Source organism: Microbacterium sp. SL62, from assembly GCF_026672635.1.
Lineage (GTDB): Bacteria > Actinomycetota > Actinomycetes > Actinomycetales > Microbacteriaceae > Microbacterium > Microbacterium testaceum_A.
In genome coordinates this window covers 1,793,010-1,817,616 of record NZ_JAPPRM010000001.1, presented here as the reverse complement: position 1 = coordinate 1,817,616, position 24,607 = coordinate 1,793,010, and the positions used below count along the sequence as shown (strand labels likewise).

Genomic DNA, 24,607 nt, shown 5'->3' with positions numbered 1-24,607 from the left:
CCTCCTGGGTCGAAGAGCGCCACGTTACTGCGGGCACCGAGGTGAACGTCGGGGCTTGCCCGCGGCATCCGGGATCGAAAAGAACTCACAGCCCGCTCCCAGCCCCGCGGGACCAAATCCGGCGGGTCCGGCGTTCTTACCCATGACGCCCGCCACCGGGCGACATGACGAAGGGACACACACCGTGAGCACGGAGTACCGGAAGACGTCGGAGGCGCTCAGCCGCCTCACCGACCGCCAGTTCGCCGTCACGCAGGACGACGCCACCGAGCCGCCGTTCCGCAACGAGTACTGGGACAACCACGAGGACGGCATCTACGTCGATGTCGTGTCGGGACAGCCGCTGTTCTCGTCGACCGACAAGTTCGAGAGCGGATCGGGCTGGCCGAGCTTCACCAAGCCCATCGACGACGCCGCCGTCGTGAACAAGACCGACCGCTCGCTGTGGATGACGCGCACCGAGGTGCGCTCGGCCGGAGCCGACAGCCACCTCGGACACCTGTTCGACGACGGCCCGCGCGACGCCGGCGGGCTGAGATACTGCATGAACTCGGCGGCGATGCGCTTCGTGCCCGTCAGCGAGCTCGAGGCCCAGGGGTACGGCGCGTACCTCCCCCTGTTCCGCGAAAGCCGAGCCTCATGAACCTCTTCTCTTTCCTCACCCGCAGCAGCGTCAACCGCAGAAGGAGCACCACCATGACCAGCGGACCCACCGACTCCGGCGACATCACCCGCCGCCCCGGCACCGAGACCGCCGTCCTCGCGGGCGGATGCTTCTGGGGCGTCGAAGACCTCATCCGCCGCCAGCCCGGTGTGCTCGACACGCGCGTCGGCTACACCGGCGGCCAGAACGACCACGCGACCTACCGCAACCACCCCGGTCACGCGGAGGCCGTCGAGATCGTCTTCGACCCCACGCAGACCTCGTACCGCGACATCCTGGCGTTCTTCTTCCAGATCCACGACCCGTCGACCCTGAACCGTCAGGGCAACGACATCGGCACGAGCTACCGCTCGGCGATCTTCCCGCTCTCGCCCGAACAGGAGAAGGTCGCGCGCGACACGATCGCCGACGTCGACGCGTCGGGCATCTGGCCCGCGAAGGTCGTCACCACGATCGAGCCTGAGGCGCCCTTCTGGGAGGCCGAGCCCGAGCACCAGGACTACCTGATCCGCATCCCCAACGGGTACACGTGCCACTTCGTGCGTCCCGGTTGGGTGCTGCCCAAGCGCGAGGAAGCCTCCGCGTAAGTCGCTTTTCAGGGCCCGTATGCCATGGCATACGGGCCCTTTCTCGCGTCAGACGACAGTGGGACTGCGTCTTTCGATCAGCACCGTGTCGCGCCAGACGTCTGCAGCATCGCGGGCGATGCGCTCGCGGACGCCGACGGTGCGAAACCCGTGGCGTGCGTGCAAGGCGAGCGAGGCGTGGTTGCCTGCGAAGATCGTCGACTGGATCGTCCAGACGCCGGCGGCCTCGGTCGAAGCGATGAGGGCGTCGAGCAGCAGGTGACCGATCCCCCGGCCGCGGGCGTCGGCCTCGACGTACACCGAGTGCTCCACGACTCCGCGGTAGACGGGTCGCGACGACACCGCGGAGACGGCCGCCCAGCCGACGACCCGGTGACCGACGACCGCGACGAAGCGATGCGCGTCGAGCTTCGCCGCGTCGAACGCGCCCCACGTCGCGGGAGGCTCCGTCTCGAAGGTCGCGTGACCGGTCGCGATGCCCTCCGCGTAGATGCGGTACACCTCCGGCCAGTCTTCCGCGGCGAGTGGGCGCAGCGACACGCTCACGCGCAGCAGGACCCCGCGTCGGTCGTGCAGACGCCCGTCTCGGGCAGCACGAGATCAACCTGCCGTGCCGCCGCCCTGTCGCCGGCGAGTTCCGCCGCGATCGACCGCACTTGCTCGTACCCGGTGAGCAGCAGGAAGGTGGGCGCCCGCCCGTACGACTTCATGCCCGCGAGGTAGAAGTCGGGCTCGGGGTGCGTCAGTTCGGCGACCCCGTGAGGTGGCACGGAGCCGCACGAGTGCAGGTTCGGGTCGATCAGCGGGGCGAGGGCCCTCGGCGCCTCGATGATCTCGTCGAGACCCAGGCGGATCTCCCCCAGCATCGACAGGTCGGGGCGGAACCCCGCGGCGTTGACGACCACGTCGACCTCGAGGGCGAACGCCTCTCCCACGCGTCGGCCGCTGACGCGCACGCCGTCGCCGGAGAGCCGCACGTCGTCGATCTCGAACGCGGCGATCTGCTCGACGGCGCCCTCTTCGACCAGGCGGTGCACCGCAGCGCCGAGGCGTCCGCGCGCGGCGAGGTCGTCGGCCGCGTCGGCGGCGAGGCGGGCGGTTCCCTCGTTGCGGACAGCCCACGCGATGCGCGTCGTGGGCTCGTCTGCGGCGAGCGCGGCGAGGGCGATCAGGGTGTTCGCCGCCGAGTGCCCCGCACCGACGACGAGCACGCGCCGGCCGGCGAAGCGCGCCCGGTCGCGTCCGCGCACATCGGGAAGCGCCGTCGTCACGCGATCACCGAGGTCGTCGTGCGCCAGACCCGACGACAACAGCGACCGCGGCGAGCTCGTGGTGCCCGAGGTGTCGATGACGGCGCGAGCCGTGGCATCCGTCACGCCCTCCTCCGTGTGCAGTCGCAAGACGAAGGGGATGGCCGCCCGACCGGCCGAGCGGGTGCGGTCCATGCCCTGGCGGGCCACGGCCTCGACGCGCGTGCCGTACCGGATGACGGATGCCAAGGCGGCGGTGCGCGCGAGGGGTTCGAGGTAGCCGTCGACCAGCTCGTCTCCGGTGGGCAGGCCCTCGGCATCCGGGGCGGTCCATCCCTCGGCCTCGAGCAGACGGCGAGCCGCGGGGTCGACGACGTAGCGCCACGGCGAGAACAGGCGCGTGTGCCCCCACGCGCGAACGGCGGCGCCGGCGGTGTCGCCCGCTTCGAAGACGACGACGGGCAGCCCGCGTTCGATCAGGTGCGCGGCGGCCGCGAGGCCGACGGGGCCGGCGCCGATGATCGCGATGGGCAGACCCGCGCGGCGATCGGCCTCGCGCCGCGGTGGGACCGTGAGGGTCAGGCTCATGCGTCGACCCCGAGCTCGCGCAGCAGCGTGGTCACCCGCGCCTTGATGTCGTCGCGGATCGGGCGCACCTCGTCGAGGCCTTTGCCGGCCGGGTCGGTCAGTTCCCAGTCTTCGTAGCGCTTGCCGGGGAAGATCGGGCACGCGTCTCCGCAGCCCATCGTGATGACCGCGTCGGAGGCACGCACGTCGTCTGTGAGCAGCAGCTGCGGCACCTCGGCGCTGATGTCGATCCCCTCTTCGGCCATCGCGGCCACCGCCATGGGGTTGAGGGCGTCGCCGGGGGCGCTGCCACCGGACAGCACGCGCACGCGGTCGCCGCCCAGGGCGCGCGCGTAACCGGCGGCCATCTGCGAACGGCCGGCGTTGTGCACGCAGACGAAGAGGATCGTGGCGGTGTCGGACATGGCGCTTCCTTCGGGTCGGGACGAACGGGAACAGCATGACGCAACACATCGACGCTCGTCAATATTGACGTTCATCGATGTCCGCACGATGATAGATGCCATGACCTCCACCATCGCCCTGCCCCTGCTCGACGCCCCCTGCTGCGTCTCGTCGGGCGATGCTGCGATGGCCCCGGCCGAAGCGGAGACGCTGGCGAAGACGCTCAAGGCGCTCGCCGATCCGGCGCGACTGCGGATCGTGTCGATCATCGCCGCGCAAGACGCCGGCGTCACGTGCGCGTGCGACCTGCAAGAACCCCTCGGTCTCTCGCAGCCCACCGTCTCACACCACACGAAAGTGCTGGTGGATGCCGGCATCCTGACCCGCGAGAAGCGCGGCACCTGGGCGTATTTCTCGCTCGTGCCGGGCGCTCTCGACAGCGTCGCCGCGGCCATCGCGCCCCGTCGCTGACGCTCGCAACCCCCGCGTCCGCTCGCGTTCTCCTGCTTAGGCTCGCGGCATGAACGAATACGACGTCGTCGTGGTGGGAGCAGGGCTCGCGGGACTCCGCGCCGCGACCCGGCTGGCCGAGGCCGGACGCGACGTCGTGGTGCTCGAGGCGAACGACGCGGTCGGCGGACGCGAGCGCACCGACGTCGTCGACGGGTTCCGCCTCGACCTCGGCTTCCACGTGCTGAACCCGGCGTACCCGGCGGTGCGGCGCTGGGTCGACGTCGACGCCCTCGCGCTCCGGCGCTTCCCGGTCGCGGTCGGCGTGCGGCTCGACGACAGGGTCGCGCGGGTGGCGCATCCGCTGCGGCATCCGGGATCGATTGCCGCGACCCTGCGATCGGGCCTGGTGCGCCCCGCCGACGTCGCCGCGCTCGCACGCTGGGTGGGCCCCACTCTGCTGTCAGCGCGTCAGGCCAAGAGGGGCCGCGACTTCTCGCTCGACGAGGGCTGGGACCGCGCCGGCCTCCGCGGCCCCCTCCGCGAGGCGGTGCTCGAGCCCTTCCTCGCCGGGGTCATCGCCGACGACAGGCAACAGACCTCCGACGCCTTCGTGCGCCTGCTCATCCGCAGCTTCGCCCTTGGGCGTCCCGGCGTTCCCGCGGCGGGGATCGGCGCCCTCCCCGCGCAGCTCGCCGACACGGCGCGGCGTGCGGGTGTCGGCATCCGCCTCTCGCACCGCGTCGTGTCGACCCGCAAGCGCGCGCACGGCTGGCACCTCGGGGTGGAGGGGGCGGATGCCGTGACCGCCCGCACCCTCGTGCTCGCGACCGGCCTGGACCACGCCCTCGACGCCCCGCACCCTCGCACCCGCGGCCTGCAGACCTGGTGGTTCGCCGCCGACGAGGCACCCTCGACCGATGCCGCGCTGCGCGTCGACGGACGCCGCCGCGGGCCGATCGTGAACACAGCGGTCATGACCAACACCGCGCCGACGTACGCCCCGCGCGGGCAGCACCTCATTCAGGCGACCTGCGTTATGCCCTCCGTCGCCGCCGAGGACGAGGTGCGGCGCCAGCTCGGCGAGGTGTGGCAGGCCGACACCCGGCCGTGGCGCCTGCTGCGCCGCGACGACATCACCCACGCGCTCCCCGCGCAGGATCCGCCGCTGCGCCTGCGCCTCCCCGTGCGCCTCGACGACGGCCGCTACCTCGCCGGCGACCACCGCGACACCCCGTCGATCCAGGGCGCGCTGGTGTCGGGGCAGCGCGCCGCCGAGGCGGTGCTGGCCGACCTCGCGCGGTGAGCGGGCGGGGTCGCGATCAACCCAGGCCCGGTTTGGGGCGGATCCCGGCGCTCGGGGCGTGAATCATTCGCCCCAACCTGCAGAATCCGCCCCGAACCCGATGGACCGGAGCGTCCCTGGCCCGACGAGTCGGCGCACAGCCCCACCCCGACCGAAGAACGCGCGGGAATCGACCCCGCGCTATCCCCGCGCCGCGAGCGCCGTCAGCGCATCGCCCGTGACGCGGCGGGTCGTCCACTCGTCCATCGCCTCGGCGCCGAGCGCGCGGTAGAAGCCGATCGCGGGCTCGTTCCAGTCGAGCACCGTCCACTCGAGGCGCGAATATCCTTTGTCGAGGCACTCGGCGGCGAGCGCGGCGAGCAGGGCGACGCCGTATCCGTTCGAGCGGTACTGCTCGTGCACGTACAGGTCTTCGAGCCAGATGCCGTGGCGTCCGGTCCACGTCGAATAGGTGAGGAACCAGATCGCGATCGCCCGGATGCCGCCGTCGGGGCCCTTCACGACGAAGGCGAACGCGCGGGGGTCGTCGCCGAACAGCGTGTCGGTGAGCATCGCGGCGGTGTTGTCCACGGCATCCGGTTCGCGTTCGTAAACGGCGAGCGCCTGGATGCACGCGAGGATGCCCTCCTCGTCGCCGGGGCGGGCGGGGCGCAGCACGGCGCCGTCGCGGAGTTCGGTCATGACAGGGGCTCCCAGCTCTCGACCGCGACGCGGCGGAAGTTCCCGCCGAGCACCGCGGCGACGTCGGTGTCGTTCCATCCTCGCGCGGCGAGCGCGGAGTCGAGGAGGACGAAGGTCTCGGGCGGCATCCACTCCATCGGGCCCCAGCGGGTGTAGCTCGCGTCGTACAGCTCCGGCATCCGCACGATCTCGTCGCGGAAGGTCTCCCAGTCGAACGAGAAGTCGGTGCTGACCCCGACGTGACGGATGCCGACGACCTCGACGGCGCGCTCGATGTGGCGCACCATCGCCTCGAGCGTCGGGGTGTTGGGCCCGAGGAAGATCCCCACCCCGGTGATGCCGATGACTCCCCCGGTGTCCGCTGCCGCTCGCGCCTGGTCGTCGGTGATGTTGCGCGGGTGCTCCCACACGGAGCGCAGGTTCGAGTGGCTGAACACCACCGGGCGGGTCGACGCGGCGCACATGTCGAAGGTGGTGCGGGCGCCCACGTGCGAGCCGTCGGGAACCATGCCGCGCGCGTTCATCTCGGCGACGAGGTCGCGGCCCCAGGCCGTCAGGCCGTCGTCGACCGCGTCGAGGCACCCGCCGCCCGCGCGGTTGGCGTGGTTGTAGGTCGGCCCGAGGGTGCGTACTCCCCGTGCGACGAGGGAGGACACGGCATCCAGGTCCCCGCCGAGAGGGGCGCAGTCCTCGAGGTCGAAGGCGACGGCCGTGTCGCCCCGCGCGGCGATGCGGTCGATGTCGGCGACCGTGGCGGCGAGCTCGAGCCCGTCGATGGCGTCGACGTGCGCGCGGAAGGAGCGGAGAAGGGATGCCGTGAGCTCGGGCGCGTGCGGGGCGTAGCCGACGTTGATCGACACGTAGCCCCCGCCGGCTCCGCGGTAGCGCCGCAGGTCGGTGAGGTCGGCGGTCTCGACGAGTTCGACGCAGGCGTGCTGGTCCCAGAGCACGTCAGGCACCGGCCCGAGCGGCGAGTCCCGCATCGAGCGCTTCGCGCTCGTCGAAGACGAAGAGGTCGCCGTCCCAGTACGCTTCGCCCTGCGCGGCGAACCACCCGAGGATCCCACCCTCGAGCTGGTACGCCTCGAGTCCCTCGTCGCGCAGGTACAGGGCCGCCTTCTCGCAGCGGATGCCGCCCGTGCAGAAGCTCACCACGGTCTTGCCCTCGAGTTCTTCGCGGTGGGATGCCGCGGCATCCGGGAACTGTGTGAACCTCTCGATGCGCCAGTCCTTCGCTCCGGCGAAGGTGCCGTAGTCGACCTCGAAGGCGTTGCGCGTGTCGATGAGCACGACCTCCCGACCCGCGTCGTCGACGCCCGCGTCGAGCCAGCGGCGCAGCGTGTCGGGGGTCACGGCCGGCGCGCGACCGTCCTGCGGGCGCACCTCGGGCCGGTCCATGCGGATGATCTCGCGCTTCACCTTCACGAGCAGCTTGCCGAAGGGCACGTCATCCGACCAGCTCTCCTTGGTCTGCAGGGCGGCGAAACGCGCGTCGGCGCGCAGGTCGTCGACGAAGCCGCGCACCTCGTCGGCTCCGCCCGCGAGGAACAGGTTGATGCCCTCCTCGGCCAGCAAGATTGTCCCCCGCAGTCCCGCCTCCGCCGCCCGCGCGCGCAGAGCCGCTCGCAGGGACGCGGGGTCGTCGATGCGCGTGAACAGGTACGCCGAGACATTGAGGACGGATGCCATGGCATCCACGATACGAAAGGCGAGCGCTGTCAGCCGACGACGCAGGCGTCAAGCCGGGAAACGCCCGCCGCTGATCGCCTAGCGTGGGAGGACTCGTCTCCGGGAGGACCCCCGTGCCCCAAGGCCCCGTCTCGCCGGCCGTCACCGTCTCCGTCGTCATCCCCTGCCGTGACGACGGCGCCCATCTGTGGCGGTGCCTGCGCGCGCTGTCCGCGCAGACCCTCACCCCGACCGAGATCGTCGTGGTCGACAACGCCTCGACCGACGACAGCGCCGAGATCGCCCGGGCGGCAGGAGCGCGCGTGGTGTTCTGCGGAGAGCGCGGCATCCCCGCGGCCGCCGCCACCGGGTACGACGCGGCCCGCGGAGAGCTGATCCTCCGCCTCGACGCTGACAGCCTGGCCGATCCGACGTGGGTGCAGGGCATGGTCGACGCGCTGGCGGATCCGACGGTGGATGCCGTGACCGGCGGAGCCGTGTTCCACGACGGACCCGCGCGGCGACGCGTGTCGATGGCGCGGCTCTTCCTCGGCACCTACGCCACCTTCGCGACCCCCGCTCTCGGACACACGCCGCTCTGGGGCTCGAACATGGCGTTCCGCCGCCGCGCCTGGGAGGACGTGCGCGGCGAGGTGCACCTCGACCCCGAACTGCACGACGACCTCGACCTCGCGTACCACCTCGGCCGCCGCCATCGCATCGCGCGCGTGTCCGGCGCGCACATGCGCGTGTCGTCGAGGACCGTCGAGCCGCGCCGCTTCGCCCGATGCTTCCGTCGGGGTGCGGGGACCGTCTTCGCGCACTGGCCCGCCGAGATCCCGCCGGCGCGATGGGTGCGTCTGGGGCTGCGGGGTCGATCATGAGCGGCATCCTCTTCCCCGACGTCGAAGCCCCCGACCTGCATGTGATGAGCTTCAACATCCGTCGACGCTTCGACCGGATCACGTGGCCCCCCGCCGACCGCTGGCCCCTGCGCAAAGAGCGACTGCGGACGTTCCTCAGCGCGAACCGCCCCCACCTGCTGGGTACCCAGGAGGCGATGCCCGATCAGGCCCAGTGGGTGCAGGCGTCGCTCGGCTCCGACTACGGCCGCATCGGACTCGGCCGCGGTCCCCGCCGCGACGGGGAGGGCACTCCGCTCTTCTACGACCGCGATCGCGTCGAGGTCGAGGACTGGGAGCAGGTCGCCCTGTCGGACACCCCCGGCGTCCCCGGGTCGACCGGATGGGGCAACACCATCCCACGCATCGCGGTCATCGCGCAGGTGCGCGACCTCGCGACCGACGCCCGGTTCACCTTCGTGAACACCCATTTCGACGCGTTCTCGCGCCGGGCTCGCCGCCGCTCGGCCGCGTGGCTGCACGACCTCGTGGCGCGCCGCGAACGCCCGCTGCTGTTCACCGCCGACGTGAACGCCCACGTGCGCTCCGGCGAACTGTCGGACATGTTCGCCGACGGCCTGCTCGTCGACACGTGGTCGTACGCCCCCGCCCGCCGGACCGCCGAGTGGGGCACCTTCAACAACTACGCGGCGCCCAAGGTCGGTGCGCGCCGCATCGACGCCCTGCTCGCGACTCCCGACGTGGGCGTGCGCGCGGTCGGCATCGACCCGCGACCGACCGGCACGCAGTGGCCGAGCGACCACTTGCCGGTGCAGGCGGTCGTGCGCATCCATCCGGCGGCGACGCCATGACGGGCGGATGCCGATGATCCGGGCGATGTACGCCAACCTCAAGCGGCCGCCGGGCACCGTCATCGACTGGCTGACCGACGTCGTGCGGGCCGTGGCGATCGTCGTCGTGATCGTCTCGCTGTTCACCCTGCCGTTCACCGACTTCGCCGTGCTGTCGATGTCGCTGCCTGCGGTGATGCTCTCGCGCATGATCGGCCTGCGCTCGGGCCTCGACCTCGTCACGTGCGTCACGGTGTTCGTCGCGGCCGGCAGCAACGTCATCGACCTGTACCGCGCGTGGACCGGGTGGGACCTGATCGTCCACGCCGTGTGCACGGGAGTGCTCGCCGCGGTCGCCCTGGTGCTTCTCGACGACGCGCGCGTGATCGCGCCGACCGGCCGACGCCGGACGCCCATCGTCGTCGCCACCTTGGCGGGCCTCGCGCTGAGCGCCGTGTGGGAGATGATCGAGTGGTTCGGCTACCGCTTCATCACCGACGCGATCTTCGTGACCTACGACGACACGATCGGCGACATGATCGCGGGAGGCGCGGGCGCGCTGCTGCTGGGCGTCGTGGCATCCCGGTTCCGCCTGACCCGCGCGGACCGCGCAGCGCTCTAGCGGCAACGGTCAGCGACCCCGCGGCTCGCGCTCCGGGCCCGTCGTCGCCGCGACGACGATTCCGCCGACGACGAGGGCGAGGGCGAGCAGCCCCACGAGACCCGGGAGGACGATCGTCGGGGCGTCAGGGGCCGCGCCGGCGTCGTTGATGAACGGGCCGATCTCATCGAGCCACGTGCCGTAGGCCGTGCCCCACGCCACGAGCAGCCCGATCATCAGCACGCCGATGCCGGCCGTCGCCATTCCCCACACAGGTCCTCGCATGACGGCAGCATCTCAGACGGTCGCGCCGATCCTCGGCATCCGGATGCCGTTTCCGCGCCCCCGCCGCATCTCCGTCACGTGCGACACGCGGACCGGCGACGTCCCGTCCGCCGGCTGTCAATCCCCCGATGCGCGCTCCCGCCGCTCGACACCATGAACCGACATCAACGGAAGGAAGCGTCATGTCGAAGGATCTGTCGAAGGGCGACCGCGTCAGCTGGGACACCCCGCAGGGCCGCACCCAGGGTGAGGTCGTGGAGAAGAAGACGAAGGACTTCCAGCACGACGGTCAGAAATTCACGGCATCCGACGACGACCCGGCCTACATCGTGAAGTCGGAGAAGTCGGGTTCGACCGCCGCGCACAAGGGCTCGGCGCTGAACACGTTGAAGAGCTGACCCCCGCGGGGCGTGCGGAACTCCTGAGTTTCTTGCCACGCCGGGCGCCCACCGGGGGCGGCGACGACGACGAAGCGACTTTCTCAGGAGTTTCGCCCGCGTCGGCGCCGGTGGGCGACCGGCGGGGCGCCCCGCTACCCCTTCGCGTCGCGACGCTTGCGCATCTGCGCCAGCGCGAGGCCCAGCCGGTGGTTTCCGGCCAGCACGTCCTCGTGTCGCTCGAGGAACTCCCAGTACGCGTCGGTGAAGACCGAGTCCTTGGCCTCCTGCGCCGAGGGCCACCACGACCCCATCTTCTGCAGGTACGCGCCGCCCGAGACGTACGGCTTGGTCGCGACGAAGCCGCCGTCGGCGAACTGGCTCATGCCCATGACGTTGGGCACCATGACCCAGTCGTACGCGTCGACGAACAGCGCGAGGAACCAGTCGTTGACCTGCCGCGGCGCGTACCCCTGCAGGAGGAACCAGTTGCCGAGCACCATGAGGCGTTCGATGTGGTGCGCGTAGCCCCACTCGTGCACGCGTTCCAGCACCGTGCGCACGGGGATCGGCAGGTCACTCGGCACCCGTTGTCCGGAGTACCAGTACTTCTCGATCCTCTTCTGGAGGTGCAGCGCGTTGACGTGCTCGAGCTGCGGGTGCGCCCGGTACATGCCGCGCATGTACTCGCGCCACCCGATCACCTGGCGGATGAACCCCTCGACGGATGCCAGGGGCGCGTCGGTCCGTGTGGTGGCGGCGACCACTTCTTCGACGGTGAGCAGCCCGATGTTCAGCATCGGCGAGATGATCGCGTGGAAGAGGAACGGCTCGTCGGCCTTCATCGCGTCTTCGTAGCGGCCGAAGTCGTTGAGGCGCTCCGCGACGAAGACGTCGAGCCAGTCGCGGGAATCCTCCGGCGTGACGGGCAACCAGAAATCGGCTGCACTGCCGGGGTGCTCGGCGTAGCGCTCGTCGACCTCGGCGATGACGGCGCGGGTGATCTCGTCGTGCGCGGGCTGCGGCAGCGGCGGAACCTCGACGCCCTTCTTCGGCAGCGCCTTGCGATTGTCGGCGTCGAAGTTCCAGCGCCGCCCCGCCGGCTTCCCGCCGTCCATCAGGATGCCGGTGCGCCGCCGCTGCCAGTGGTAGAAGTCCTCCATGAGCGGCGTCGGGTGCTCGGCGAACCAGGCGTCGACGTCGTCCTCGGGGGTGAGGAACAGCTGGTCCGAGAGCACGTCGGTCTCGACGTCGTGCGCCTGGCAGATGCGCGCGATGCGCTCGTCGACCGGGCGATTGGGGTCGCTCATCCACGTCAACTCGGTGACGCGATGGGCCTTCAGCAGCTTTTCGAGCCCGGCCTTGAAGGTGAGGTCGTCGTCGAGAGTGATCCGGCGGACGGTCTTGCCCTCCGCCTCGAGCCGGGCGGCGGTGTGCCGCATCGCCGAGACGAGCAGCACGATCTTGTGGCGGTGGTACGGGAGCTTGGCGAAGCGGGGCGCCGACTCGATGAAGAAGTACTCCTCGATGCCGTCATCGGAGTACGCGGGGTGCTCGGCGAACTGCTGCGTCGCGAGGATCAGCGCGGCCCTCACGCGTGGCGCCTCTGCTTCGCGGCGTTGGCGCGGCAGCCGCGCGAGCAGTAGAGCACCTGGTCCCACTGGTCGCGCCCGCTCCAGCGCTTGCGATCGGTGAAGGGCCGGCCGCAGTAGGCGCAGGGCTTGGAGCGGACCTCGGGTCGTGACATGCCGTCATCATCGCGAAGCGCACCCGCGGCACCCGGGGGCTTGCGCTCGCACGCCGCGCCGGTTCGCGCAAGGCCCGCGCGGCCGTCGACCGCGGCGTGGTCGGGTGTCGCCATGGACACCACACACGACCGTACGAACGACACCGCCGACGAGCCCGACGAGCTCGAGACGGCCGACTCCCCCACCATCCCCGACACCACCGACGACGACGACGCCCCCGTCGACAACCCGTCGGGCGGCGGACCTCGCGGCGCGGGTCCGCGCCGCGCTCAGTCGGTCAGGTCGAAGGTCTGCTTCTCACCGCCGCGGGGCCGGTCGCCGGTCACCTTCGAGGTGACGAGTGCGATGGCCGTGGCGAGGCGCCCGCCGGCGCTCCCCCAGTACTCGCCGGTGAGAGTCGAGACTTTCAGCAGGGTCACCCCGGGCGACTCGGGGCCGTCGGGGAACCACGCCTCGACGCTCGTCGACCACAGTTCCTTGAGCTTCGCGAGATCTTCGACCACCTCGGCCTCGCCCGCGAGCGACAGCCACGTGCCGTCGGTGCTGAACGACAGGCCCACCTTCGGGTCGCGCCGCACGTGCTCAACGGCGGAGGCGTGCGTGCCGACGATGAACCAGAGGTCGCCGTCCGACTCCTTCTCCTGCACGGTCAGCGGGTGCGCGTGCAGCGCTCCGTCTTCGGCGCGGGTGGTGACCATCGCGAAGCGGAACTTCTTGAGCAGGTCGTTGAGCGTCTCGAGCTCGGTGGCGGTGGATGACATGGGGGCTCCCCTCGGTTCGTGAGCCCCCAGCCCATCCCCTGGCTGCGCCTCGCGCTACGCGTTGACGCCGGGGGAATCGTCTGCTCTCGGCGGGGCGAGAGCGTCGAGCTCGGCGAGGGCCTCTTCGGCCCGGTGCACCCGCGCGGCGACCTCGTCGTCCCACCAGCGCGGCCCTCGCTCGCCCAGTCCGTGTTTCGCGAGCCCCACCCGGCGACGCGCGTCGGATACGTCGTCGTCGCCCCCGGCGCGTTTCGCCGTCCGCACGGCCGATCGGGCCCGCCCGAGGTGCGACCGCAACCGGTCGGCGAGGTCGTCCGGCACCGCCGGATCAGTGCGGCGCCACCGGCGCCCGTCGATCACGAGCCAGCGCTCGTCGTCGGTCGCGCCCCGATCGGAAGGAGGGTCGGATGCCATGCCCCCAGTGCACCGCACCCTCGGGCCCGCCAAAATCACCCGGGTGTCTCGCAGACATCCGTGCTAGCGTGAAGTTATTCGTTCTGGGACTTGCTTCATCGACGCCCGCCTCATCGCTGAGATGCCGGGCGCACGGCGCCGAGCCGTTTCCGACAGCAAACCCACCCCCCATCATCGTGTGCCTCGCTCGACGGCTTCGGTCCTCGCCTCGCACTCGCAGAAAGTTCTTGTGTCTCTGCTTCACCCTTCGCCGCTATCGTGGCGCCAGGCCGATCTCGACGTGTACGTCGCGACGGCCGGATCCGACTACGCCGGTTTCGTCGGCGCGGGAACCTCGGGCTTCGAAGCCCAGGGTCCCCTCGGCGAGAATCTCGGTGTCCACACGTCCGTCGGCGCGGCTCAGGCCGCCGTCGACGGGCATCGCGTACGCGCCACCACCACGGTGACGCGGCGTCCCCGTCCGCTCCGCACGCGTCGGAGCGGCGCCCACGGCCGCATCTGCGGCCCAACATGAATAAAGGAAGAACACGATGGCCACTGGCACCGTGAAATGGTTCAACTCCGAAAAGGGCTACGGCTTCATTGCTCCCGACGACGGCTCCGCCGACCTGTTCGCGCACTTCAGCGCGATCCAGGGCAACGGCTTCAAGGAGCTCACGGAAGCACAGAAGGTCGAATTCGACGCTGAGCAGGGCCCCAAGGGCATGCAGGCGGCGAACATCCGCCCCCTCTAAGCTCCGCTTACCTCGGAAGCCGGGTACGTCGCCTCGCGACGACCCGGCTTTCGTCGTTTCCGAGACGATTCCGCACGCCGGGATTTCCATTTCCCGAGAGGCTCCTGAACATCGCGTCGTATGCCGGGGCGTCCATACGGCGACCCGTAATGTGGGCGACAGCCCGGGTAGCCGCCCCGGTCCATCCCGATCCGAGGAGCAGAAATCGCTTCCACCGTCGTCGAGTCCCGCCTCGGCCCCATCCGTCAGACGTACTCCGGTACGACCGAATTCCCCCCGATCGCCAAGGCCTATACAGAGCTGTCTCAGGTCGTTCGCGAGAGCGGACTCCTCGTCCGCACGCCGGTGTTCTACGCCGTCGTCGCCGCCGCGATCGTGCTCGGCTTCGCCGGGTGCATCACCGGCTTCATCCTCCTCGGTGACAGCTGGTTCCAGCTGATCATCGCCGCGGTCCTCGGCATCCTGTTCACCCAGGTCGCCTTCCTCGCCCACGAGGCCGCGCACCGCCAGATCTTCGCGTCGGGCCCTGCCAACGATCGCCTCGGGCTGCTCATCGGCAACGGCATCGTCGGCATGAGCCGCTCGTGGTGGGCGTCGAAGCACACGCGTCACCACGCCAACCCCAACCGCGTCGACAAGGACCCCGACATCGAGATCGACACGATCTCGTTCCTCGACGTCGACGCGGCCAAGGCCCGCGGCATCCAGCGCTGGATCACCCAGCGCCAGGGGTACCTGTTCTTCCCGCTGCTGGCGTTCGAGGGGATCAACCTCTACGTGCTGGCCCTGCGCCACCTCTTCTCGCGCGAGCCCGTCAAGGGCCGCTGGGCAGAACTCGCCCTGCTGACGCTGCGCCACGCGCTCTTCATCGCGCCGATCTTCATCTTCTTGCCGATCGGTCTCGCCTTCGCGTTCTTCGGCGTCTCGGTCGCTGTCTTCGGGATCTACATGGGAGCGTCCTTCGCCCCCAACCACAAGGGCATGCCGATCATCGCCTCCGGTGCGAAGCTCGACTTCTTCAGCAAGCAGGTGCGCACCTCGCGCAACGTCTCGGGCGGCTGGTGGGCCACGTGGCTCATGGGCGGTCTGAACTACCAGATCGAGCACCACCTGTTCCCCAACATGCCGCGCCCGCACCTCAGCAAGGCCCGCGTGATCGTCCGCGAGCACTGCGAGACACTGGGGGTGCCCTACGTCGAGACCACGCTGTTCCAGTCGTACGGCATCGTCATCGCGTACCTCAACCGGGTCGGGCTCGCCGCCCGGGACCCGTTCGACTGCCCGCTGACCTCTCCCACCCGTCAGCTGAACGTCGAGTAACCACCCGCACGACGGCGCCGCATCCGAATGGGGCGGCGCCGTCGTCGTTCACCCCCGCGCATCGGGCTTCGGCTCCGGGCACTCTCCTCCGGCATCCGTCGCCTTCTCGAAGTGCCACCGCTCGTTGGCGTAGGTCTGGCACAGGCCCCACTCGCGCCCGTGCTCGATGATCCACAGTTGCGCGTCGAGCGAGCCGATGTCGACCGCTCGACCCGTGACGTGACTGGAGTCTTGGGGCGACGCGACGTACTCCCGCGCGAGCGCCTCGGAGCCGTACGTGCGAACGGCGTCGCCGAGGAGCCAGCGCTGGTACTCCTCGCTGCGCCATCCGCTGGTGACGTCAAAGACGACTCCCTCCGGCGCGGCGGCCGCCTGGGCGGAGCGAAGGGCCTCGCGCAGGTCTCCGTCGAGTCCTGTCATCGCCGGGTGCCGATCGTCGCTCACGGTGAGGGGCGCCTCCGCCGGGATCATCCCGTCCGCCTCTGTCGGAGAGAACGGCGCATGCGCGGTCATCCCCGCCGTGAACGACGCCGCGGTGGTCATCGCGAGCAGAACGGCGACCACGGTGAGGATGACGGCCAGGGCGGCCCCGATCGCGAGGACCGCGAGCCGACGGCGCGAAGGGGAATCGGTACGGGATGCGGGAGAAGCCATAGCCCCAGTCGACTCGGGGCTGCGTTGTCACGGCGTATCACCCGCGCGATACGCCGGCGATACACCCCGCGACGTCTCGGTCGTCAGTCGCGTGACACTTCGTGCAGCAGCACGTCGCGCACCTCGCCGTCGTCGAGCGTCGCGGTCATCAGCGTGCACGCCGGCTGACGGCGGCGGTCGGTGGGCGAGCCGGGGTTGAGAAGGCGCAGGCCGTTCGGGGTCACGGCGTCCCACGGGATGTGGCTGTGCCCGAACACGAGCAGGTCGGTGTCGGGGTAGGCGGCATCCATCGTCTTCTCGCGTCCGGTCGCGGGCCCCGTCTCGTGCGCGACCGCGACGCGCACCCCGTCGATTTCGGCGCGGGCGACCTCGGGCAGGCGCGAGCGCAGGTCGTCGCCGTCGTTGTTGCCCCAGACGCCCAGCACCGGGCCGAGGGTCTCGAGTTCGTCGAGCACGCTCGCGCTCACCCAGTCGCCCGCGTGGACGATCAGATCGACCTCGGATGCCGCCTCGCGCACCGCCGCGGGAAGGACGCGCGCCCGCTTCGGCACGTGCGTGTCGGCCACGAGGAGAAGTCGGGTCGCCATGCCCCCAACGCTACCGACGCCCGCGGCGGCGGGCACCGCGCATACGTCCGCGATATGCGGCCCCGCCTACGATGACGGAATGCGCGTGTTGATCGTCGAGGACGAACCCTTCCTCGCCGAGGCCATCCGCGACGGGCTGCGGCTCGAGGCGATCGCGGCCGACATCGCCGGTGACGGCGACACCGCCCTCGAGGTGCTCGGTCACACCGCGTACGACGTGGTCGTGCTCGACCGCGACATCCCGGGCCCGAACGGCGACGAGATCGCCCGGCACCTCAGCGCGCGGCCCGCCGCCCCGCGCGTGCTCATGCTGACCGCCGCCGATCGCCTCGACGACAAGGCCACCGGTTTCGAGAGCGGCGCCGACGACTACCTGACGAAACCCTTCGTCCTGCGCGAGCTCGTGATGCGCCTGCACGCCCTGGCCCGCCGCCCCGCGGCCGCGACCCCGCCGGTGCTCGAGCAGCACGGCATCCGCCTCGATCCCTTTCGCCGCGAGGTGTTCCGCGACGGACGGTACGTGTCGCTGACCCGTAAGCAGTTCGCGGTGCTGCAGGTGCTCATGGGCGCGGCCGGTGGAGTGGTCAGCGCCGAAGACCTGCTCGAGCGGGCGTGGGACGAGAACGCCGACCCGTTCACGAACGCCGTGCGCATCACGATCTCGACGCTGCGCAAGCGTCTCGGCGAGCCGTGGCTCATCCAGACCGTCGCGGGAGTGGGCTACCGCATGGGCCCGGTCGATGCGTGAGCGTCGTCCGGGACTCTCGGTCCGCCTCAAGCTCACCCTGAGCTACGCGGCGTTCGTCGTGATCGTGGGGATCGCGGTGTTCGTCGTGGGGTTCCTCGTGCTGCGCTTCCTGCCCGAGGGCAACCTGTACTCCGAGAGCGGGTCGTTCACGCCCGGGCGCGGCGACCTCGTCGACGTCTTCGTCCGGTACGCCTGGTACACCGTCCTCGCGTTGGCGATCGTGGGCCTCGGCGGCGGTTGGGTCGTGTCGGGACTCATGCTGCGCCCCCTTCACCGGATCACGGATGCCGCCCGCGCGGTGCGCGACGGCGATCTGGCGCACCGCGTCGATCTGCCGGGACCGCGCGACGAGCTCACCGACCTCGCCGACACCTTCGACGCGATGCTCGCGCGGATCGAGGAGACCCTGGAGGCGCAGAAGCGCTTCGCCGCGAACGCCTCCCACGAGTTGCGCACCCCGCACGCGACGATGCGCACCCTCCTCGAGGTGGCCCGGGCCGACCCCGGGGGCGTCGACGTCGAGCGGCTGCTGCACCGGCTCGACATCACGAACGAGCGCGCGATCCGCCTCACCGAGTCCCTGCTCGCCCTCGCCCGCTCGACGCGCGAGGGAGCGCTATCACCCGAACCCACCGCGGTGGACGAGCTCGTCGCCGCCGTGGTGTCCGAGGCGCGGGGCGACGCCGCGGGCCTCGATCTGGACCTGATCGACTCCTCGGGTGGGGTCGCACGCCTCGACGAGACCCTGGTCCGTCAGGCGGTGGCGAATCTCGTCCGCAACGCCCTCGTCCACAACATCGAGGGCGGCTGGGTGCGCCTCGCCGTGAGCGGCGAGGTCGACGAGGTGATCATCGACGTCGTCAACAGCGGAGACGACCTGTCGCGCGAGCTCGTCTCGACGCTCCCCGAGCCTTTCGTCCGCGGCGTCGGCCGCACGCGCGGGCGCGCGGACGGCACCGGCCTGGGGCTCGCCATCGTCGCCTCGATCGCCCGCGCGCACCGCGGACGGCTCGAACTGTGGCCCCGAGAGGGCGGCGGTCTGCACGCGCGCCTCCGCCTGCCCCGCTGACCAGCGGCTCAGCGCCGGGCGGCGCGCCCTCCGCGGGCGGCCACGCGCATCGCGATGACGACGACCGTTCCGACCGCGGCGCCGATCGTGTTGGACAGCACGTCATCGGCATCCGGAACCCGACCGGGGATCCCGGCCTGGAGCATCTCGACCGCGAACGACACGAGGGCGCACAACGCGACGGATGCCGGCGCCCACCGCAGCGGAAGGAGCAGGGCGACCGCGGCGCCGAGGGGCACGAAGAAGGCGACGTTGAGAGCCACGTCGGCGCCCGCGCCGAAAACGAGGGCGCTCCACGACGGGGGAAGGTGGTCGAGCGCGTCGAGGACGAGGGTGCGGGCCGGCCACGCGATCGCCCGCGGGGCGAGCGTCAAGGCGACGACGGCGGCGAGCACCGCGCCCGCGGTGACCAGACGCGCGGGGGTGAGGACAGGACGAGCGGACACGGCAACCTCCGGGGTCGGGACAGTCCATCCCATCGCTCGGGCTGTTGCCGCGGTGTCTCGGAACCGCGATACGCGGACGATACCCTCGCGTCGCCACGAGAGAATGAGGTCGTGTCCCCCTCGCTCCGCTCCTTCCTCCCCGCCCTGATCGTCGATGTCGTGCTCGTCGTCGTCTTCGCCGCGATCGGACGCGCCACCCACGACGGCGACGTCCTGGGTCCGTTCGGCTCAGGGCTGGCGACCACCGCGTGGCCCTTCGTCGTCGCGCTCCTCGTCGGCTGGCTCGTCGCGCGCGCGTGGCGTCGACCGACCGCCGTCGTCGCGACGGGGCTCCCGGTGTGGGCGGTCACCGTGCTGCTCGGGGTGGTGCTGCGCGCATTCAGCGGGCAGGGCATCGCGGTGGCGTTCGTCATCGTCGCGACCCTCACCCTCGCCCTGCTGCTGCTGGGATGGCGTGGGATCGCACGCCTCGCGACCCGGGCGCGCCGAGCCTGAACCCGGTCGAGATCGGCCCTGCGCCGATCGAGCCGCGTCCGCGCGCCGCCCGGGTCAGTCCGCGAGCGTGACGTCGACCTGTATCTCGGCGGCGAGACGCTCCAGACGCGCGACGAGATCGTCGACGGCGACGTCGGCTGCCACCGTCGCGGTGATGGACGCCTCGAACAGGCGGCCGCCCGCCATCGCGGCATCCGTCGTCTGCGTCGACATCCGTTCGATGCTCGCGCCGTGCGCGCCGAGAGCCGCGGACACCTCGCGGACGATGCCGGGTCGATCGTTGCCGACGACGTCGAAGGTCACCGTGCGGCCCGCGGCGTCCGCCGAGCCGGCTCCGGCATGGACGGTGACGGTGAGGGTTCCGGCGAGACCGTCGAGCGCCGCGCGCAGGTCGTCGGCGCGCGCGGGCGTCACCGACACCTCGATGATCCCGGCGAAGGCACCCGCCAGCTCGGCGAGTTCGCTGTTCTCCCAGTTGCCGCCGTGGGCGTCGACGATGTCGGCGACCGCGGACACGAGGCCCGCGCGGTCATCGCCGACGACGGTGAGGACGAGGGTGGTCATGCCGACAGCGTACCCACCGGAGCTTTGCTAGCGTGGGGACTCGACCGGAGGGGGTGAGAGCGTGATCGCATCGCTGATCGCGGCGCTCAACCTGCTCCTGGCCACCGCCGAGCTGGCACTCACGCCCGGGGGCAGCGCCCCTCTGCTGGCCGTGGTGCTCGCCGCAGCCGTCGTGCTGACCGCCGTGATCGTGCTCGTCGTGGTCCCCGCTCTCGTCGCGGCCACGCCCCCGCCGTCGGCGCGTCCGATCGACCCCTCGGCATCCCTCTCCCAGAGCGATCCCGACGCCGCGGGGCATCCGCGCCCGCGAGCGCCAGGGTTCGCGATCCGCGTCGCGTAGCCCTCCCCGTCGCCCTGGCGACGGCCCGAGCGCGCAGCGACGCCGGTCGCCCGCGTGCTCTCGGCGCGCCCCGCGACCGATCAGCCCGTGATCACTCGCTCTGATGGGATGCCCCGTGGACCTCTTCGCCTTTCCGCCCCTCGCTCTGCTGCTCGACCTCGCCACGCGAGCCCTGCTCGCCCTGACCTCTCTTCTCGAACCGCTCGCCGGCGGTCTCGCCGCCGCCCTCGCCGTCGTCGTCGTGACGCTCGCCGTGCGGATGCTCCTCATTCCCGTGGGGGTGTCGCAGGCGCGGGCCGAGCAGACGCGCGCCCGCTTGGCCCCACGCCTCCGCGCCCTGCAGGAGAGGTGGCGCAAGAACCCCGAACGCCTGCAGCGCGAGACCCTGCAGCTGTACCGCGACGAGGGATCGTCCCCCTTCGCGGGGATCCTGCCCGTGCTCGCCCAGGCGCCCGTGGTCGGTCTGCTGTACGCCGTCTTCCTGCGCGCCCAGGTCGGCGGACACGCCAACACCCTTCTCACGCACGACGTGTTCGGCGTCCCTCTCGGGCGGAGTCTTCTCGGCGCCCTGACGACCGGAACGATGGACGCCGCCACCCTCGCCGTCTTCGGCACGCTCGTCATCGTGATCGCCGGGGTGGCCGAACTCACGCGCCGACTCCTGCGACCCGCGGTCGACCCGTCGGCTCCCGCGTGGACGACGGGGATGCTCGGCGTCCTGCAGTTCACGACGGCGGTGGTCGCGCTGTTCGTCCCGCTTGCGGCGGGGCTCTATCTCACCGTCACGACCGCGTGGACGCTGGGCCAACGCCTGCTGCTGCGGCGGCGCTACCCCCTGCCGCGCTGAGTCCGGCCCCGGCGGACGCCCGGTCCCACCGCGGGGCGGCCGCGGCGTTCACCGCCGCCATGGCGAGGACGAGCAGCGCCGCGCCCGCGGGGAAGAGCATCGCCGTGGCGACCGAGACGTTCTCGGCCACGGCGCCGGTCACCGCCGACGACAGCGCCTGCGCCAGGGTGAGGGCCGAGGCGAGGATCGTCATGGTCGACGCCGTGCGCCCGCGCGGCGCGCGGTGGCCGGCGAGACTGAACAGCGTGACGAGGGCGGGACCCACCCCGATGCCCATGAGACACAGGACCAGGGTCACCGTCGAGACGGATCCGCCGACCGAGTAGGCGCCGGCCGAGGCCGTGAGCACGCTCGCGAACAGCACGAGCCGCCACCGCAGTGCGAAGCGCTCGGGGACCAGGGCCACGGCGAGGGCCAGCACCGCCGAGCCCACCCCCATCACGCCGTAGAGCAGGGCTCCCGCCTCGGGCGCCCCCTGCGCCTCCATGAAGGCGGTCAGCGAGGTGAGGGTGGAGCCGAAGAACAGCCCGACGCCGAAAACAGCTGCCACGAGCACGAGCAAGCGCGGGTGCAGCAGCTCGCGGAACGGCGCCATCGCGGTGCGTTCGGACCGCTCGGGCACGGCTCGGCCGGTGGGGTGCAGGGCGAAGGCGGTGACGAAGACGAAGCTGAGGAGGGCCGCACCGATGATCGGCGCCCACGGGGCGATCAACGCCGCCAGGATGCCGACGACGAACGGGCCGATGACGAACGCCGTCTCGTCGGCCGCGGACTCGTAGGCCATCGCCCGCGAGAAGGTGCGGTCGCGCCGCTCGGGATGCACGCGCGCGCCGATCAGCGCCATCACGCGACTGCGCGACATCGCCGCGGTCTGCGGTCCGGTCACACCGATCGCCACGGCCGCCCCGAGCAGCAGGGCATCCGAGGCCGCGAATCCCACCACGAGCGGGAAGACCGCAAGCAGGATGCCGTTGGCCACCCCCACCGGCACGAGCACGCGCCGCTGCCCGTAGCGGTCGGCGAGATCGCCCAGCACCGGGCCCGCGACGACGACGCCGAGACCCACGGCCGCCGAGGTGAGACCGCCGAGGGCGACCGAGCCGCGCAGGGCCACCACGATCGCGAGGACCCCCACGGTCATCATCGCGAAGGGCAACCGCGCCACGAAGGCGATGGGGAAGTACCAGAAGCCGGTGTGATGGACGAGGGGCCGATGGTCGACGGCGGGCGCAGTCATGAAGCGGGTCTCCAGAGAGGGGGCGATGGAACGTGCCGCCTTGCCGGACCGGTAGGTAGTTGCACAGAGTGCGGCGGGAAATCCCGCACCCTCAGTCTACCGCGGGCACCTCGCGGGCGCCTGGGTGCGCAGGATCAGCCCACCAGGGCGGCGATCGCGGCGATGGCCGACGCGAGCGCGAGCACCAGGGCGAGGGCGATGAGCACGGTGTGGACGATGAGGAACGGCGTGGGCTTGCCCTCGGCGTTCCTCGCCCGCTGGTCCTTCGCGACCCGCATGAAGAAGCGCGGCCACACGACGACGTTGAAGACGGCGTTGGCGAGCAGCAGCGCGATGAGGACGGGTTCCATGCCTCGAGCCTAAGCGCCGCGGCTCACGCGGCGCACGAGATGCACCGCCGCGCGAAGGGCAGGACCTCGAGACGGGCGTCGGCGATCGGCCGGCCGCAGTTCTCGCACGTGCCGAAGGTGCCGAATGCCACCCGCTCGCGCGCCGCGGAGATCTCGGCGCTCTCGGCCTCGGCTCCCCGCCGCAGCGCGTCGACCTGCGCCCACTCCCCCGACAGCGTCGACCCCTCGGGGTCGTGCTCGTCGTCGGCGATGGCGTCGGCGCGGTCGTGTCGCAGGCTCGCTTCGTCGTCGAGCAGGCGCGTCAAACGGTGCACGACCTCGCGTTCGCGGTCATCGAGCATGCGCATCGCGGTGTCGGCATCCATCCTTCGACGCTATCCCCCACCACCGACACGAGGGCTGCGGCAGGATCGGCTCATGAGCGAACTCCGACGACACTGGACCCCCACCGCCGTGGCCTTCCTCGTGCTGGCCGTCGCCGGCCTCGTGGGCACCTGGACCTTCAACGTCTTCGCGATCGTGCAGATGCGGGACTTCATCGGCGATCTCGTCTCGAGCGGACCGGCGGTGTCGTCGATCACCGTGGACCTGATGGTCGTCGCGATCGCGGGCAGCATCTTCATCATCGTCGAGGGGCGACGCCTCGGCATGCGCTTCGCGTGGCTGTACATCGTGCTGTCGGGGGTGACTGCCTTCGCCTTCACGTTCCCGCTGTTCCTGGCGATGCGCCAGCGGCGGCTGACCGCACGCCGGTCCTCCCCCGACAGCCCCGCGTGAGTCGCCACGATGCGTCGCTTCACGGGCGTCCGAAGCGACGGATCGTGGCGACTCACGCCGGGAGGAAGGGGTCAGCGCGCGGCCAGGCCCTGACGCAGTCCTTCGACGAGCGGCGTGGTGGGACGGCCGATGAGGCGAGACAGCGACCCGTCGGTCTGCGCGAGCGCGCCGCGGGCGATCGCGTCGTCGATCCCGGCCACGAACGCCGCCGTGCCGGCATCCAGTCCCGCCGCCTTCAGCCCCTCGGTCAACTGCTCCACCGACACGCGGGTGTAGGTCACCGGGCGACCGAGCACCTCGCTCGCCGCGGCGGCGAGCTCATCGTAGGTCCACGCGACGTCGCCGCCGATCTCGACGGTCCGGCCGGCCAGCTCGTCGGTAATGAGGGCGACCGCGGCCGCCTCCGCGTAGTCGCGGCGGCTCGCGCTGGCGACGCGCGCGTCACCGGTCGCCGCCACGATCTCTCCGGTGTCGGCCGCGCGGGCGACGGTGTCGAGATAGTTCTCGGTGTACCAGTTATTGCGGAGGATGGTGGCGCTCACCCCCGACGCGGCGATGGCCTGCTCGGTGGCCTTGTGGTCGGCGCCGAGGCTGTAGTCGATGACGTCGTTGCGCGGGGCGCTCGTGTAGACGAGACGCTCCACTCCAGCGGCGCGGATCGCGTCGATCGCCGCGCGGTGCTCGGCGACGCGGTCGGGACCGTTGCCCGAGATCAGCACGACGCGGGTCACACCGTCGAGGGCGGCGGAGATCGTCTCGGGACGCGCGTAGTCGAGCTCGGCGACGCGGACCCCGCGGGCGGCGAGGTCGTCGACCTTGGCGGGCGTGCGCGCACCCGCGACGATGTCGGATGCCGGCACGCCGCGCTCGAGAAGAGCGTCGACGACGAGGCGGCCGAGGTGGCCGGAGGCGGCGGTGACGAGGAAGGTCATGATGGAATCCTTTCGGTGGGTTCGTCGGGCTCAACGCCCCGCCGCCTATT

At 71.3% G+C, this 24,607-nt stretch carries 36 protein-coding genes; 17 read left to right on the top strand and 19 right to left on the bottom strand.

Annotation, left to right across the window (positions count from 1 at the left end; genetic code table 11):
• The first annotated feature begins 184 nt into the window (after positions 1 to 184).
• A complete protein-coding gene (gene msrB, locus OVA26_RS08665; protein ID WP_144781908.1) occupies positions 185 to 643 on the top strand; it encodes a peptide-methionine (R)-S-oxide reductase MsrB in 459 nt (152 codons plus the stop codon).
• 53 nt (positions 644 to 696) lie between these two features.
• A complete protein-coding gene (msrA, locus tag OVA26_RS08660; protein ID WP_268103830.1) occupies positions 697 to 1,251 on the top strand; it encodes a peptide-methionine (S)-S-oxide reductase MsrA in 555 nt (184 codons plus the stop codon).
• A 48-nt stretch (positions 1,252 to 1,299) separates the two neighbouring features.
• Here msrA and OVA26_RS08655 read toward each other — a convergent pair whose 3' ends face one another.
• From OVA26_RS08655 to OVA26_RS08645, 3 genes are read right to left on the bottom strand one after another with little or no spacing between them, the layout of a single operon-like run.
• Positions 1,300 to 1,797: a GNAT family N-acetyltransferase gene (locus tag OVA26_RS08655; RefSeq protein WP_268103829.1), complete on the bottom strand. Its 498-nt coding sequence runs from the start codon at positions 1,795 to 1,797 to the stop codon at positions 1,300 to 1,302.
• The gene (locus OVA26_RS08650) at positions 1,794 to 3,089 is read right to left on the bottom strand and encodes an FAD-dependent oxidoreductase (protein WP_268103828.1); all 1,296 of its coding nucleotides are present in this window, start codon (positions 3,087 to 3,089) and stop codon (positions 1,794 to 1,796) included. The genes OVA26_RS08655 and OVA26_RS08650 overlap by 4 nt, the downstream gene beginning before the upstream one ends.
• The gene (locus OVA26_RS08645; RefSeq protein ID WP_056227932.1) at positions 3,086 to 3,493 is read right to left on the bottom strand and encodes an arsenate reductase ArsC; all 408 of its coding nucleotides are present in this window, start codon (positions 3,491 to 3,493) and stop codon (positions 3,086 to 3,088) included. The genes OVA26_RS08650 and OVA26_RS08645 overlap by 4 nt, the downstream gene beginning before the upstream one ends.
• A gap of 100 nt (positions 3,494 to 3,593) precedes the next feature.
• On the opposite strand from OVA26_RS08645, the gene OVA26_RS08640 reads away from it, so the two are divergent.
• Complete coding sequence (locus OVA26_RS08640; protein ID WP_268103827.1) at positions 3,594 to 3,944, top strand: ArsR/SmtB family transcription factor; 351 nt, start codon at positions 3,594 to 3,596, stop codon at positions 3,942 to 3,944.
• Between the two features lie 49 nt (positions 3,945 to 3,993).
• Entirely contained in the window at positions 3,994 to 5,229 is a 1,236-nt protein-coding gene (locus tag OVA26_RS08635) for an NAD(P)/FAD-dependent oxidoreductase (RefSeq protein ID WP_268103826.1), read from the top strand.
• Positions 5,230 to 5,409: 180 nt separating this feature from the next.
• On the opposite strand, the gene OVA26_RS08630 is transcribed toward OVA26_RS08635, so the two are convergent.
• The 3 genes from OVA26_RS08630 to OVA26_RS08620 are packed head-to-tail and all read right to left on the bottom strand — an operon-like array spanning position 5,410 to position 7,599.
• On the bottom strand, positions 5,410 to 5,910 hold the full coding sequence (locus tag OVA26_RS08630; RefSeq protein ID WP_268103825.1) for a GNAT family N-acetyltransferase: 501 nt from the start codon (positions 5,908 to 5,910) through the stop codon (positions 5,410 to 5,412).
• Positions 5,907 to 6,869, bottom strand: coding sequence for a dipeptidase (locus tag OVA26_RS08625; protein ID WP_268103824.1), 963 nt, complete (start codon positions 6,867 to 6,869; stop codon positions 5,907 to 5,909). The genes OVA26_RS08630 and OVA26_RS08625 overlap by 4 nt, the downstream gene beginning before the upstream one ends.
• On the bottom strand, positions 6,862 to 7,599 hold the full coding sequence (locus OVA26_RS08620) for a sulfurtransferase (RefSeq protein ID WP_268103823.1): 738 nt from the start codon (positions 7,597 to 7,599) through the stop codon (positions 6,862 to 6,864). Before OVA26_RS08620 ends, OVA26_RS08625 begins: the two co-directional genes overlap by 8 nt.
• A 113-nt stretch (positions 7,600 to 7,712) precedes the next feature.
• Between OVA26_RS08620 and OVA26_RS08615 the strand changes: the two genes are divergently transcribed.
• The 3 genes from OVA26_RS08615 to OVA26_RS08605 are packed head-to-tail and all read left to right on the top strand — an operon-like array spanning position 7,713 to position 9,893.
• Positions 7,713 to 8,462, top strand: coding sequence for a glycosyltransferase family 2 protein (locus tag OVA26_RS08615; protein ID WP_268103821.1), 750 nt, complete (start codon positions 7,713 to 7,715; stop codon positions 8,460 to 8,462).
• On the top strand, positions 8,459 to 9,292 hold the full coding sequence (locus OVA26_RS08610) for an endonuclease/exonuclease/phosphatase family protein (RefSeq protein WP_268103820.1): 834 nt from the start codon (positions 8,459 to 8,461) through the stop codon (positions 9,290 to 9,292). Before OVA26_RS08615 ends, OVA26_RS08610 begins: the two co-directional genes overlap by 4 nt.
• Before the next feature lie 25 nt (positions 9,293 to 9,317).
• Complete coding sequence (locus tag OVA26_RS08605) at positions 9,318 to 9,893, top strand: hypothetical protein (RefSeq protein ID WP_268103819.1); 576 nt, start codon at positions 9,318 to 9,320, stop codon at positions 9,891 to 9,893.
• A gap of 9 nt (positions 9,894 to 9,902) precedes the next feature.
• Here the strand turns inward: OVA26_RS08605 and OVA26_RS08600 are convergent, their stop codons facing one another.
• The gene (locus OVA26_RS08600) at positions 9,903 to 10,157 is read right to left on the bottom strand and encodes a hypothetical protein (RefSeq protein WP_268103818.1); all 255 of its coding nucleotides are present in this window, start codon (positions 10,155 to 10,157) and stop codon (positions 9,903 to 9,905) included.
• A gap of 182 nt (positions 10,158 to 10,339) precedes the next feature.
• Here OVA26_RS08600 and OVA26_RS08595 point away from each other — a divergent pair, with 182 nt between their 5' ends.
• Complete coding sequence (locus OVA26_RS08595) at positions 10,340 to 10,555, top strand: DUF2945 domain-containing protein (RefSeq protein WP_268103817.1); 216 nt, start codon at positions 10,340 to 10,342, stop codon at positions 10,553 to 10,555.
• A 134-nt stretch (positions 10,556 to 10,689) separates the two neighbouring features.
• Here the strand turns inward: OVA26_RS08595 and OVA26_RS08590 are convergent, their stop codons facing one another.
• The 4 genes from OVA26_RS08590 to OVA26_RS08575 all read right to left on the bottom strand — a co-directional run bounded on the left by OVA26_RS08590 (position 10,690) and on the right by OVA26_RS08575 (position 13,457).
• Positions 10,690 to 12,129 (bottom strand): cryptochrome/photolyase family protein, encoded by a 1,440-nt coding sequence (locus OVA26_RS08590; protein WP_268103816.1) that lies wholly within the window; start codon positions 12,127 to 12,129, stop codon positions 10,690 to 10,692.
• Positions 12,126 to 12,395, bottom strand: a complete 270-nt coding sequence (locus OVA26_RS08585) for a DUF2256 domain-containing protein (RefSeq protein WP_268103815.1) — start codon at positions 12,393 to 12,395, stop codon at positions 12,126 to 12,128. The genes OVA26_RS08590 and OVA26_RS08585 overlap by 4 nt, the downstream gene beginning before the upstream one ends.
• A gap of 156 nt (positions 12,396 to 12,551) precedes the next feature.
• Complete coding sequence (locus OVA26_RS08580; RefSeq protein ID WP_268103814.1) at positions 12,552 to 13,043, bottom strand: pyridoxamine 5'-phosphate oxidase family protein; 492 nt, start codon at positions 13,041 to 13,043, stop codon at positions 12,552 to 12,554.
• Positions 13,044 to 13,097: 54 nt separating this feature from the next.
• Entirely contained in the window at positions 13,098 to 13,457 is a 360-nt protein-coding gene (locus OVA26_RS08575; protein WP_268103812.1) for a biopolymer transporter Tol, read from the bottom strand.
• A gap of 229 nt (positions 13,458 to 13,686) precedes the next feature.
• Here OVA26_RS08575 and OVA26_RS08570 point away from each other — a divergent pair, with 229 nt between their 5' ends.
• The 3 genes from OVA26_RS08570 (at position 13,687) to OVA26_RS08560 (ending at position 15,511) form a co-directional block, all read left to right on the top strand.
• Positions 13,687 to 13,971, top strand: coding sequence for a hypothetical protein (locus OVA26_RS08570; protein ID WP_143017794.1), 285 nt, complete (start codon positions 13,687 to 13,689; stop codon positions 13,969 to 13,971).
• A 16-nt stretch (positions 13,972 to 13,987) separates the two neighbouring features.
• Positions 13,988 to 14,191 carry a cold-shock protein gene (locus tag OVA26_RS08565; protein WP_013583139.1) on the top strand — a complete coding sequence of 68 codons (204 nt, stop codon included), beginning with the start codon at positions 13,988 to 13,990 and terminating at the stop codon, positions 14,189 to 14,191.
• 183 nt (positions 14,192 to 14,374) lie between these two features.
• Positions 14,375 to 15,511, top strand: a complete 1,137-nt coding sequence (locus OVA26_RS08560; RefSeq protein ID WP_431844590.1) for a fatty acid desaturase family protein — start codon at positions 14,375 to 14,377, stop codon at positions 15,509 to 15,511.
• 48 nt (positions 15,512 to 15,559) lie between these two features.
• Here OVA26_RS08560 and OVA26_RS08555 read toward each other — a convergent pair whose 3' ends face one another.
• A complete protein-coding gene (locus tag OVA26_RS08555; protein WP_268103810.1) occupies positions 15,560 to 16,165 on the bottom strand; it encodes a M15 family metallopeptidase in 606 nt (201 codons plus the stop codon).
• Positions 16,166 to 16,248: 83 nt separating this feature from the next.
• A complete protein-coding gene (locus OVA26_RS08550) occupies positions 16,249 to 16,752 on the bottom strand; it encodes a metallophosphoesterase family protein (RefSeq protein ID WP_268103809.1) in 504 nt (167 codons plus the stop codon).
• Between the two features lie 79 nt (positions 16,753 to 16,831).
• Between OVA26_RS08550 and OVA26_RS08545 the strand changes: the two genes are divergently transcribed.
• Both OVA26_RS08545 and OVA26_RS08540 read left to right on the top strand, forming a co-directional pair.
• Complete coding sequence (locus OVA26_RS08545; protein ID WP_268103808.1) at positions 16,832 to 17,500, top strand: response regulator transcription factor; 669 nt, start codon at positions 16,832 to 16,834, stop codon at positions 17,498 to 17,500.
• Positions 17,493 to 18,569 (top strand): HAMP domain-containing sensor histidine kinase, encoded by a 1,077-nt coding sequence (locus tag OVA26_RS08540; RefSeq protein WP_268103807.1) that lies wholly within the window; start codon positions 17,493 to 17,495, stop codon positions 18,567 to 18,569. Before OVA26_RS08545 ends, OVA26_RS08540 begins: the two co-directional genes overlap by 8 nt.
• Before the next feature lie 8 nt (positions 18,570 to 18,577).
• Here the strand turns inward: OVA26_RS08540 and OVA26_RS08535 are convergent, their stop codons facing one another.
• Positions 18,578 to 19,015, bottom strand: coding sequence for a VanZ family protein (locus OVA26_RS08535; protein ID WP_268103806.1), 438 nt, complete (start codon positions 19,013 to 19,015; stop codon positions 18,578 to 18,580).
• A 111-nt stretch (positions 19,016 to 19,126) separates the two neighbouring features.
• On the opposite strand from OVA26_RS08535, the gene OVA26_RS08530 reads away from it, so the two are divergent.
• The gene (locus OVA26_RS08530; protein ID WP_268103805.1) at positions 19,127 to 19,510 is read left to right on the top strand and encodes a DUF3054 domain-containing protein; all 384 of its coding nucleotides are present in this window, start codon (positions 19,127 to 19,129) and stop codon (positions 19,508 to 19,510) included.
• Between the two features lie 54 nt (positions 19,511 to 19,564).
• On the opposite strand, the gene OVA26_RS08525 is transcribed toward OVA26_RS08530, so the two are convergent.
• Positions 19,565 to 20,074 (bottom strand): glycine cleavage system protein R, encoded by a 510-nt coding sequence (locus OVA26_RS08525; protein WP_144781926.1) that lies wholly within the window; start codon positions 20,072 to 20,074, stop codon positions 19,565 to 19,567.
• A 61-nt stretch (positions 20,075 to 20,135) separates the two neighbouring features.
• On the opposite strand from OVA26_RS08525, the gene OVA26_RS08520 reads away from it, so the two are divergent.
• Together OVA26_RS08520 and OVA26_RS08515 are read left to right on the top strand one after the other, a co-directional pair.
• The gene (locus tag OVA26_RS08520) at positions 20,136 to 20,414 is read left to right on the top strand and encodes a DUF6412 domain-containing protein (RefSeq protein ID WP_222121660.1); all 279 of its coding nucleotides are present in this window, start codon (positions 20,136 to 20,138) and stop codon (positions 20,412 to 20,414) included.
• A 115-nt stretch (positions 20,415 to 20,529) separates the two neighbouring features.
• On the top strand, positions 20,530 to 21,261 hold the full coding sequence (locus tag OVA26_RS08515; protein WP_268103804.1) for a YidC/Oxa1 family membrane protein insertase: 732 nt from the start codon (positions 20,530 to 20,532) through the stop codon (positions 21,259 to 21,261).
• Here OVA26_RS08515 and OVA26_RS08510 read toward each other — a convergent pair.
• From OVA26_RS08510 to OVA26_RS08500, 3 genes are all read right to left on the bottom strand, one after another.
• Positions 21,197 to 22,498 (bottom strand): MFS transporter, encoded by a 1,302-nt coding sequence (locus OVA26_RS08510; protein WP_268103803.1) that lies wholly within the window; start codon positions 22,496 to 22,498, stop codon positions 21,197 to 21,199. The genes OVA26_RS08515 and OVA26_RS08510 overlap by 65 nt on opposite strands.
• Before the next feature lie 134 nt (positions 22,499 to 22,632).
• Positions 22,633 to 22,848, bottom strand: coding sequence for an SCO4848 family membrane protein (locus OVA26_RS08505; RefSeq protein WP_268103802.1), 216 nt, complete (start codon positions 22,846 to 22,848; stop codon positions 22,633 to 22,635).
• Between the two features lie 23 nt (positions 22,849 to 22,871).
• Complete coding sequence (locus OVA26_RS08500) at positions 22,872 to 23,213, bottom strand: TraR/DksA family transcriptional regulator (RefSeq protein ID WP_268103801.1); 342 nt, start codon at positions 23,211 to 23,213, stop codon at positions 22,872 to 22,874.
• 52 nt (positions 23,214 to 23,265) lie between these two features.
• Here OVA26_RS08500 and OVA26_RS08495 point away from each other — a divergent pair, with 52 nt between their 5' ends.
• On the top strand, positions 23,266 to 23,625 hold the full coding sequence (locus tag OVA26_RS08495; protein ID WP_268103800.1) for a DUF2834 domain-containing protein: 360 nt from the start codon (positions 23,266 to 23,268) through the stop codon (positions 23,623 to 23,625).
• Positions 23,626 to 23,696: 71 nt separating this feature from the next.
• Here OVA26_RS08495 and OVA26_RS08490 read toward each other — a convergent pair whose 3' ends face one another.
• The gene (locus tag OVA26_RS08490; protein ID WP_268103799.1) at positions 23,697 to 24,557 is read right to left on the bottom strand and encodes an SDR family oxidoreductase; all 861 of its coding nucleotides are present in this window, start codon (positions 24,555 to 24,557) and stop codon (positions 23,697 to 23,699) included.
• Positions 24,558 to 24,607 lie beyond the last annotated feature (50 nt).